Source organism: Deltaproteobacteria bacterium CG11_big_fil_rev_8_21_14_0_20_42_23 (assembly GCA_002796345.1).
GTDB lineage: Bacteria > UBA10199 > UBA10199 > 2-02-FULL-44-16 > 2-02-FULL-44-16 > 1-14-0-20-42-23.
Map to the genome: position 1 here is coordinate 45,255 of PCXC01000037.1, position 8,640 is coordinate 53,894.

Consider the following 8,640-nt stretch of genomic DNA (forward strand, 5'->3'; position numbering starts at 1 on the left):
CGCAACATGTTGATTTTAAAGGTAGACCTATATAAACAGATTTCTGTAACTAGACGTTTTTTGGGAGCTTGCCAGCCTCTTCACAACACTATTGGGAAGGACCCAAATTTTTTCAAAAGTTGGTCTAAGTTTATGTGCACCTGCAAGCCCGCGTGGTTTAATACCAGCTAAGCAAACAAAAATCCCTAAAAGCACAAACAAAAATAAAGCCGAGTTTCTTACATCACTCCTAATAAAATTTAAAAGTTCATCCATGATTTTCACCTTTTAGCATGTTGTTACTTCTTCAGCCTCTCTCCCATCCCATTAAGTCCTTTCAGAATTTTCTCAAGCCTTTGCATCGTCTCAATTACATTCTCAGACTTCGGAAAACAGATGTTAATCGTGTTATGAATTTTCTTACAGTAACGAAAGCCCTCAACATCATAGCAATATTTCTTTGTTTGTGAGTAAACTTCTCTGCAAATTTGCTTATTGCTCATAATCTCAACTCAACCTCTCCAACTCTAGCTTTATTTGCTTATGATAATTTTTCTCAAATTCATCTTGTATTACTTTGTCGACTGGAGCTCTAAACTTCTCTCTTCTGAACAAGATTGCTGGAGAATGTGTTTTTCGTATTTTTAAAGCCTTATTTCCTTTTTTGTTTTTACCCCTGAAAAATATTTGAGGGCTTCCACCTTTACCTATTGCAACAAATGATTTTCTTAAAATCGTCTTTTTACCAGGCTCAATTTGTATCTGTATCCTTCTACGCTTCTTAATCTTAACCCCTTTCAAATTCGGTCTTGGAGCAGATTTTTTGCCCACTAAAAAACGTATCAGTGTCACTTTTCTATCAATAATCGTAAGTTCGGATGAAATTTTTTCTAGATTTTTTGAGGCTTTTGAAAGTTTCATTTTCAGAAAATCCTTATTCAATTCTCCCTTCTTTATTTTTCTAAACTCTCTAATACGATCATTTGACACAGTTCTGGCTTTACGGATCGTATCATTCACAGTCCTTTGTAGAGCACTGGTAAGGGATTTGTTTTTGAAAGTATTTAACTTCTTTGGCAAATCCTTTAACAATTCTTCTGCATTAATAATTAAAGTCATTCCCCCTCCTGCATTTGTTCTTCATCATTCTGCTCAATATCATGAGCCTTTGGAAAAACTGCTTCTTCATCAGAAAAAGTCTTTTTTGCTGATGGAAATTCAGAAAGCAAAATCAACTTATGTGCCAGGATGTAATAATACGTTTTTTGACGTTCTTTATTTAAAGTATATCCGGAAACCTTCAACGGGCCTTCAATAAACACCTTTTGTCCCATGCAACTTTTTTCACGTACTAGATAGGCAAGGCTCCCATAGAGATTAACACTTATCCAATCAACGAATTCACGTGTCTTTCCATTTTTTAGCTTGAACTCATTGGCACAAGCTACAGAAAGCACCGCAAAAGCCTTTCCATCCTTTGTTTTTCCAGTTTGAGGCTCTATGCCTATTGTTCCAATCAACTGAACACGATTAAGACTCTGCATAGTTATTTATACTCCTAACGGTGATCGGTTTAAATCTTTCATCTTTATTAACTACCAGTTCATTACCACCATTGATTTTCACAACCACAATATCGCTTCCGACAAAAACAATCTTACATTGACCTGTTATTTTGGGATGTGTTACCATCTTATTCAATAGTTGCTCTGGAGAGTACATTTTCATTTCTAAAACCTTTTGAGCAGCATCTTGTAACCTTTGTGATATTGGCGTATTTCCATTATAAGCTTCACTGATAATTGCTCGATTCATTTTAAAATAACGTGAAAAGTTAGCTTTGCTTCCCATACGGTCTACAGCCTCACGAAAATTTCTCCTAACATTTTCATCCCAACAACCATGCTTAGTTCTTTTTCTCTTTATCTTTGTTTTTTCCTCCGCCATCAATCAGTCCCCCCAACCTTAAAATTTTGAAAAATAAAATGCTCTTGCTGTGGCAGAAATGATAGCTTCTCAACAACATCCTCAAGACTTCTTGCAACAAATGCTATAGCTCCCAACTCTCGTGAATTTTCCAAAACTCTTTTTTGATGATCTGAAACTATTCCACGTTCCGTTTTTACCTCAATCATCAACGCTCTACCACTTCCATCTGGCATGATTCCTATAATATCTGGAATGCCTAGGGTTGACCCTAAAACTTGATATTGTTTCCAATGAAAGACTTTAAGGTGTTTTAGATAATCACTAATTTGGCGTGTTATGTCCTTTTCTGAAAGTCTCAATTGTCGCACAATATTTTCCCCCTAAATCTTTCAATCCATTGACAGTCTCTTACTTCGTTTTTTCTCAATGATTTGTTTGTAAGCTTTTGCAAAATGTGCCCGTTCAACTCCGATGTTTTCACTCATGCAAATATCTCTCCAACCAATCATATGCACAGCTCGCTTTATTTCCTCTGTACTAAACTGAGGTATTCCTGAGCATCCCTGTCGAGATACTTGCCTTAAAACTTCTTCCCAAGATTCAAATTCATCTTTTGTTTTAAAATCTTCAAAAGCATATTCACGAATGTAAGCAATTAAGTTTGTGTTCGGATATAATTCTTTGTGTTTTAAACAGAATGCTTTTATTCCACGAATAAACTCCTCCTCACTCAAATCCGACAGCATTTGACTCCAAATCTGAACCTTCTCCTTCGTCATCGAAAGGTTTGGGAAGTGACCGCTGATAATCTTCATTCCTTGATGGAAGACTTCCCGCGGGAGTTGGATCATTTGCCCATTCTTCGATTGCTTGGATATTTCGATTTGCTGACATTTTCCCATTCAGAAACTCCTTTCGTAAAAAATTATTCAATGGATCTGCTTCGTTGAAAAATCTATCAAGACCGCGCTTGAGAAAATCTTTCAAAGTCCATTTGTGATCGAAGTAATGCTGCTCAGAATGCAGAACCTTGGCATAGTTTTGAATCGCCTGTTTGATTATCGCCACAGCCTCATCATCGCCACTCGCCTCAAGTTCCTTCATTTTTTTGAGGGCGCTAGAGATTGCGCTACAAATTTCTTTCGTCATGCCTTTGTGCTGAATAATTTTCTGAGAATTCCAAAAATTAAAAACGGGTATATATATATCCCTATGGTTAGTGGTTAGTGGTTTATGGTTAGTGGTTAGGCTTTTTTTGGGTTTATGTTGGGTTTTGTTTGGAAAAGCGGTGGTTTTTTTTGGGTTATTTTCTCTTGTAACTTCTTGTTTTTTGGTCCTTCCACCTTTCTTTCCATTTATCGATTGTTTGTTCAGAAATGCTTTATACTCTTCGATTTCATTCATGACTCGACTTTGAATATAACCTTTTTCTGTCAATTCGAAGAAATCAGTGAACACATTTTTTAATTCCTTCTCATATTCAGAACCCAATCCTAACCGACGCAAAACCAGTGGGTTATCGGTGGGTATTGGTATTTCATTGAGATACATACAATCAAGTAATGAACGATAAATGTAATGCTCAATCGGAGAAAGGTGACCTGTGTCCTTTCTATAGTCTGCAATATTGAACTGATAGTAGTGCATCAACAATCTCCCCATTCAGAAAGAAGTTTGTTTGATTTAGACCTATTGCACTGATAACAAGAAGTGCAAAGATTCTCGTGACCATTCTGCTTAATAAAAAACTCTTTTAAAATGAGAGTAACTGTTTCTTGCTGTGTCCAAATAACTTTTGGCTGTCCTGTCAGCTTGTTTTTAGTGATTAAACATCCAATAGGATTGTTTGTTATCAGCAAGTAAATTTGAAGCTGTGCGATATAATTTCTTTGGTGCAACTTCTTTGAATAGAGAAAATCCTCTGCGGATACTAACTTTGGAAAATCGTGAGGTGAAATAGATTTAACATCAAATGGAAAGTCATGTTCTTTCCATCGTAGAATACCATCAACATGGCCTGTGATAAGCGGGTTATCCAATTGGAATGATCGTTGCTGATTGATAACTTCAAAACCCATCTCTTGAAGCGATTGAATAACTGATCTTTCTTGTAGGTTGCCTTCATCAAAAATTGATTGAAGAACTTCATTATGTAGGGGCCGCTCTCTCCAATTCTTAATGCAATAATAGTGGTAGCGATCACATGGGTGGCCCACAGATGAAGCCCTCAAGTTATTTTGAGGAAACTGTTTTATTCTTCCACGCTTATATTTTTTCCAGGCACCTTCAATATCGGGAAGCTCTTGATGTTCTTGAACTTGAAGGTTCACTTAGTGCTCCCTTCATTTTTCAATGCATCCTTAGCAGCTTCAAATTCATCTTTGAGTGAATTTTCTAAATCAGGATTTGACTCCTGGTAATAAAGACCTTTTTGCTTTTCTGATTCTTTAAATCCGAAATTATCGAGAAAGTCTTGAGAGAAATGTTTTCCTACGCGAGCAAAAATAAAACGTTTTCTATTATAATCAGCCGTCCAAAATGGACTATTATTCTTTTTCTCGGCATTCTGTGTTTTTTTCGTATTGGCAGCCTTTGACCCACCTTTGTCATAGCGAACAGTAGCTGTTCCCTTTTTACTAATTCCCTGCTTCCCTAAGTCATCCCAAGTGAGACCTCCAAGTCCAAGTATTTTCAAAAGTGCTCGTCCCATAAAATTTGTGACGGCTGATTTTTTGATATTTGCTATATCAACATCTTGAACTGGTTTAAGAATACCTTTGTTTTTTCCAAAGAAAGCATCACGTGATGAACAAACTCCTATCTCTTGAATTGACCTTCCAACGGCTGGCCACGTAGCTATACCAGTAACTGTGTAGACATAATATCGACCATTTTCGTCATCAATATTCTCACGTTCAATGGTCATATCGCTGATGCAAATGCCAAACCGCGCTGCAATTTTTTGAGAACCTGACTCACGTAAATAAGGATTATCGCCTTGTGCAATCCAATCATTTTCAGTTGTAGCCTTAATCGCTAACGAAAGTCTTTCCTGATAGAGTTTTTCACAACGTTGCATTGCCTCTAAAGGGTCAATCAATGATTGTTCTTCAGTAACAACAATTTCTTTTGTGTCATTCATGAATCCCCCTAGAGTTCTTATTCCTCGTTATCTGTTTCAAACAAATCGCCTTGACCAAGTTCATTCATTTTTCTTGCTACATCTTCCTTGTCGTCCTTCAGTCTTTCGTTGAGTTGCTGCCTTGCTATTTTTACATCACGTTCCAAATCAAAGTATCTTCTGGTAGCTTCGATAATTTGTTCTTGCGTACTCACGATTTACCTCTGACTTCTTTGTTTAATTTGTGATCCTTTAGAAGTTCTTCTTTTTTAGGTTTCTTTGAAACCTTTTGCTTTTTAAGCTGCCGGATTAACTGCATTCCTGTGATGAGTCTCATTTTGTGTTCAAGAATTGGAAGCCAAAGCTTTTGCATTGCGCACTCCTTTCACAAATCTTCTGTTAAACATTTCAATCATTGACTCTTTAATGAGTTGAAAATTCAGAAGGGTTTCCCCTGTTAAAATTTTTCTGTGGCAAGATTCACAAAAATCGCATCCATCAAGTTTGTTGAGTTCTTCTTCAGGAAAATATTCTGCACACGCTTCGCAAGGCGCTTTTCCTTCATCTGCCATTTTGTCACCATATTCATCGTTATGATCGTAGTAGTCATTGGTACTCATGACTTATCTCCTGTCTTAATTCTTCTAGGGTCAACAAATGGAGGTTCTTCTGTGAGCCATGCTTCAAGTTTTGACTTCACAAACCTGTAAATAGGTCGAGAACCAGTTCCAATTCGTTTACATGGAACATGGCCTTCACTCGCTAATCTTCTTAATGTGTTTGGAGCAATTGATAAGAACTCAGCAGCCTGTTTTGCGTCCATGATAACCATTAGTAAGTTCCTCCATCGACATTTGGGCCGTATTGATTCATCAGCATGCGATCGATCTCATCCTCCAACTGGTTCAGGTCAGAAATAAAATAGCTCTTCGTTATGCCTACAATCTGAAGCTTTCGATTTTCGGGAATTGGTTCTTGTCCTGACTTCCATTTTTGAATGGTTCTATCTGAAACTTTTAGGTCACAGGAAAATTGACTCACAGGAAATGAATTGAGGCATCGTTTCGCCAAATCCGACCCTGGGGGCGTTTTTCCGCCTTCAAGGAGAGTAAGGGTCGCAAATGTGACCTGGTCTTCGTCTTCACGACTTTGATCTAAAGCGAGATTGTGAAATCTTTTACTCATCAAGCCACCTCCTGATTTTCAGGAATTAAATCTCGGAGGGTGACACCGAGTGCGGTTGCTATTTTTTGGAGGGTTTCGATGCCGATGTTAGTGATATTTTCTCTTTCGAGCTTGCCAATATATTCAGAGCTAACCCCACTTTTTACGGCTAATTGGAACATGGTGAGGTTTTGACTCTTTCTGTTGTTACGAATTTTTTGTCCAATTGATTCCATTTTCTACCCTTTAAGTATAGGTAATATACTATAGGTATTTAAATATAAGTCAACACAATTTTACGTAGTATATTATTGTTGTGATTTTAATAGGTTAGGAGTTAATCTGCAATATATGGCAGATAATTTAGGGGAAATTGTAAGAAAGTTCAGGGAGGAAAAAGGGCTTTCTCAAGAAGCTTTAGCTCGACTTGCTAATTGCAGTACATCCTTTATTGGTAAATTAGAACGTTGGGAAGAAGGTGGTAGAAATCCTTCACTAGATACCATAGAGGCAATTGGAAATGCTCTGAAAATACCTATATACAAAATAATCACTGATTTGGGTGAATTGTCGCAGGAAAGACCCCCAAACGCCGTTGATGCCCCGTCTTACATCCCCCACGATATACCTGTTGTTGGCCTCGCCAAAGCAGGAAGAGGGGGTTTTTTTGGAGATGACGGCCTTCCGGTCGATGATTGGAGCAAAAAAATCCATCGTCCATCAGATGTAAAAGACCCCCACGCTTATGCCGTTGTTATTGAAGGGAACAGCATGGAGCCCGTTTTGAAAAAGGGCCATAAGGTGCTTGTTATCACGGATCGGGAAGCACAAGCAGGAGACTGGGTCGTCGTTCAACTGAAGAGCGGCGAAGTCATGGTCAAAGAAGTCTCCATGAAAGACGGGTTAGTTTTGCTCAAATCGCTCAATCCTCTTCATGAGCCCATAGTGCTAAAAAAATCCGAAGTCCTTGCTATTCATCCGGTGGTTTGGATTAAAAGAAAATGAATGATACCGTTTCAAAAATTGAAGAGGCAATCTTGAATGGAGAACAAAAATGGCAAGCATCGACAAACTAAAAGATAACTTGCAGACCCATCTTTTTGAAAATGAAAAAATTTTAGCCACGGTGCAAGGTTCTTTTGCAAAGGATTTTTTTAATTCGAAAATTTACAAAAAAGGCATTCTATCTCTTACAAATAAAAGAATTCTATTTTACTCAAAAAAAATATTTGGGTACATAATGGAGTCTTTTCCACTTGAGAATGTATCATCAATAGAATTTTCATCAGGGCTCATGGGTAAGGAAATTTCTTTTTTTGCAACGGGTAATAAAGCAAAATTAAAATGGATTCAAAGGGGTGAAGTTGATTTGTTTATCAAGAAGGCTCAAGAATCTATTGGTAGTGGCTCTAAGAACAAAGAACTTTCAGAAAATCCCATTATTTCGGATCATCAAGTCAAGCTGAGCAACCCCACCAAAAATATTGAGGAAGAACCCCTAGACGAATCCGTTCCGCCCTCAAATCAATCCAGACTCATTCTAACGAAAAGGCCATGGTATCATGGCATGCCTTTTGTCATCACAATGCTGTTTTTGTTCTCGCCAATAGGTGCTATTTTTATGTGGACGGGAAAAAGGTTTCCCTTGTGGGTTCGCATTCCAATAACTGGCATCATTGCTCTTTTTTTGGTAGGGCTTATTGTCTCACCAGAGGAAAAAACAGAGCAGGCCTCTCAAAAAATCTATAATGAAACAACGATACCAGAAGAAGAAGCAGAGCCTTCAGAAAAAGCAGCAAAACAAAATGAAGCTAACAAATTTGCTTCAAATCTCAAAAGGAAGATAGGCGATTACGAGAATCTTAATTATGACATTAAGATGGATTATGGAAGCAAAAACGATGTTGCGTTACATTTATACTACAAAACAATGCCATCAAATCTTTTACAGGTTAAATCTGATGCGACTTTTGTAGCAAAAAAAGCTCTAGCAACAATGACGAAATCGGGTGTGAATCCATCCGATGATATGGCATTTTTATTTGTTCACGCGAAAAAAATGGAAAAAGGAGAAACCGGAAAAGATTTGGTCAGAGTGTTTGGAAGAATTTCTTATAGTTTTTCGGATGACCAGTTGGAATGGGAACCAGGAAAATAAAACACATTCACAGCTAACAAATAGCTAACTTTTGAGGTGAAAAAGGGCAGAAAATGCAGTTTGACGAAGAAATTTGAAGGCGTCGGGAATTTTTAACAAGCCCATTAAAATTGGGGATAAAGGTATTAAAAACAACAATTTAACTTTTTATCTTCTTGAATTAAACAATTCGCTCTGTTAGTAAAAATAGCTGAGAACTAGACTTAGGATCTGGTGGGGCAACTCGTGAGAGTTCGAGTCTCTCCCGCAGCACTGAGAAATCACCCTTCTCGTCTCTCGTTCTCTTGTC

At 37.6% G+C, this 8,640-nt stretch carries 16 protein-coding genes; 2 read left to right on the top strand and 14 right to left on the bottom strand.

The annotated features are described in order from the left end of the window. Positions 1-27: 27 nt before the first annotated feature. The 14 genes from COV43_04530 to COV43_04595 all read right to left on the bottom strand — a co-directional run bounded on the left by COV43_04530 (position 28) and on the right by COV43_04595 (position 6,429). Positions 28-255, bottom strand: a complete 228-nt coding sequence (locus COV43_04530) for a hypothetical protein (protein ID PIR25618.1) — start codon at positions 253-255, stop codon at positions 28-30. A gap of 23 nt (positions 256-278) precedes the next feature. Continuing rightward, a complete protein-coding gene (locus tag COV43_04535; GenBank protein PIR25619.1) occupies positions 279-482 on the bottom strand; it encodes a hypothetical protein in 204 nt (67 codons plus the stop codon). Between the two features lie 4 nt (positions 483-486). Next, a complete protein-coding gene (locus tag COV43_04540) occupies positions 487-1,098 on the bottom strand; it encodes a hypothetical protein (GenBank protein PIR25620.1) in 612 nt (203 codons plus the stop codon). Next, the gene (locus tag COV43_04545; protein PIR25621.1) at positions 1,095-1,523 is read right to left on the bottom strand and encodes a hypothetical protein; all 429 of its coding nucleotides are present in this window, start codon (positions 1,521-1,523) and stop codon (positions 1,095-1,097) included. The genes COV43_04540 and COV43_04545 overlap by 4 nt, the downstream gene beginning before the upstream one ends. Further along, a complete protein-coding gene (locus COV43_04550) occupies positions 1,510-1,926 on the bottom strand; it encodes a hypothetical protein (GenBank protein PIR25622.1) in 417 nt (138 codons plus the stop codon). Before COV43_04550 ends, COV43_04545 begins: the two co-directional genes overlap by 14 nt. Then, positions 1,926-2,279, bottom strand: a complete 354-nt coding sequence (locus COV43_04555; GenBank protein ID PIR25623.1) for a hypothetical protein — start codon at positions 2,277-2,279, stop codon at positions 1,926-1,928. Before COV43_04555 ends, COV43_04550 begins: the two co-directional genes overlap by 1 nt. An 18-nt stretch (positions 2,280-2,297) precedes the next feature. Continuing rightward, complete coding sequence (locus COV43_04560) at positions 2,298-2,654, bottom strand: hypothetical protein (protein PIR25624.1); 357 nt, start codon at positions 2,652-2,654, stop codon at positions 2,298-2,300. Beyond that, on the bottom strand, positions 2,635-3,570 hold the full coding sequence (locus COV43_04565) for a hypothetical protein (GenBank protein PIR25625.1): 936 nt from the start codon (positions 3,568-3,570) through the stop codon (positions 2,635-2,637). The genes COV43_04560 and COV43_04565 overlap by 20 nt, the downstream gene beginning before the upstream one ends. After that, entirely contained in the window at positions 3,555-4,238 is a 684-nt protein-coding gene (locus tag COV43_04570; GenBank protein PIR25626.1) for a hypothetical protein, read from the bottom strand. Before COV43_04570 ends, COV43_04565 begins: the two co-directional genes overlap by 16 nt. Then, positions 4,235-5,050, bottom strand: a complete 816-nt coding sequence (locus tag COV43_04575) for a hypothetical protein (GenBank protein ID PIR25627.1) — start codon at positions 5,048-5,050, stop codon at positions 4,235-4,237. The genes COV43_04570 and COV43_04575 overlap by 4 nt, the downstream gene beginning before the upstream one ends. Positions 5,051-5,373: 323 nt before the next feature. Continuing rightward, positions 5,374-5,649 (bottom strand): hypothetical protein, encoded by a 276-nt coding sequence (locus tag COV43_04580; protein ID PIR25628.1) that lies wholly within the window; start codon positions 5,647-5,649, stop codon positions 5,374-5,376. Then, on the bottom strand, positions 5,646-5,861 hold the full coding sequence (locus COV43_04585; protein PIR25629.1) for a DNA-binding protein: 216 nt from the start codon (positions 5,859-5,861) through the stop codon (positions 5,646-5,648). Before COV43_04585 ends, COV43_04580 begins: the two co-directional genes overlap by 4 nt. Continuing rightward, complete coding sequence (locus COV43_04590; protein ID PIR25630.1) at positions 5,861-6,214, bottom strand: hypothetical protein; 354 nt, start codon at positions 6,212-6,214, stop codon at positions 5,861-5,863. Before COV43_04590 ends, COV43_04585 begins: the two co-directional genes overlap by 1 nt. Then, the gene (locus COV43_04595) at positions 6,214-6,429 is read right to left on the bottom strand and encodes a transcriptional regulator (protein PIR25631.1); all 216 of its coding nucleotides are present in this window, start codon (positions 6,427-6,429) and stop codon (positions 6,214-6,216) included. Before COV43_04595 ends, COV43_04590 begins: the two co-directional genes overlap by 1 nt. A gap of 115 nt (positions 6,430-6,544) precedes the next feature. On the opposite strand from COV43_04595, the gene COV43_04600 reads away from it, so the two are divergent. Both COV43_04600 and COV43_04605 read left to right on the top strand, forming a co-directional pair. After that, positions 6,545-7,198 carry a hypothetical protein gene (locus COV43_04600; GenBank protein PIR25632.1) on the top strand — a complete coding sequence of 218 codons (654 nt, stop codon included), beginning with the start codon at positions 6,545-6,547 and terminating at the stop codon, positions 7,196-7,198. Between the two features lie 49 nt (positions 7,199-7,247). After that, complete coding sequence (locus tag COV43_04605; GenBank protein PIR25633.1) at positions 7,248-8,351, top strand: hypothetical protein; 1,104 nt, start codon at positions 7,248-7,250, stop codon at positions 8,349-8,351. Positions 8,352-8,640: the final 289 nt, after the last annotated feature.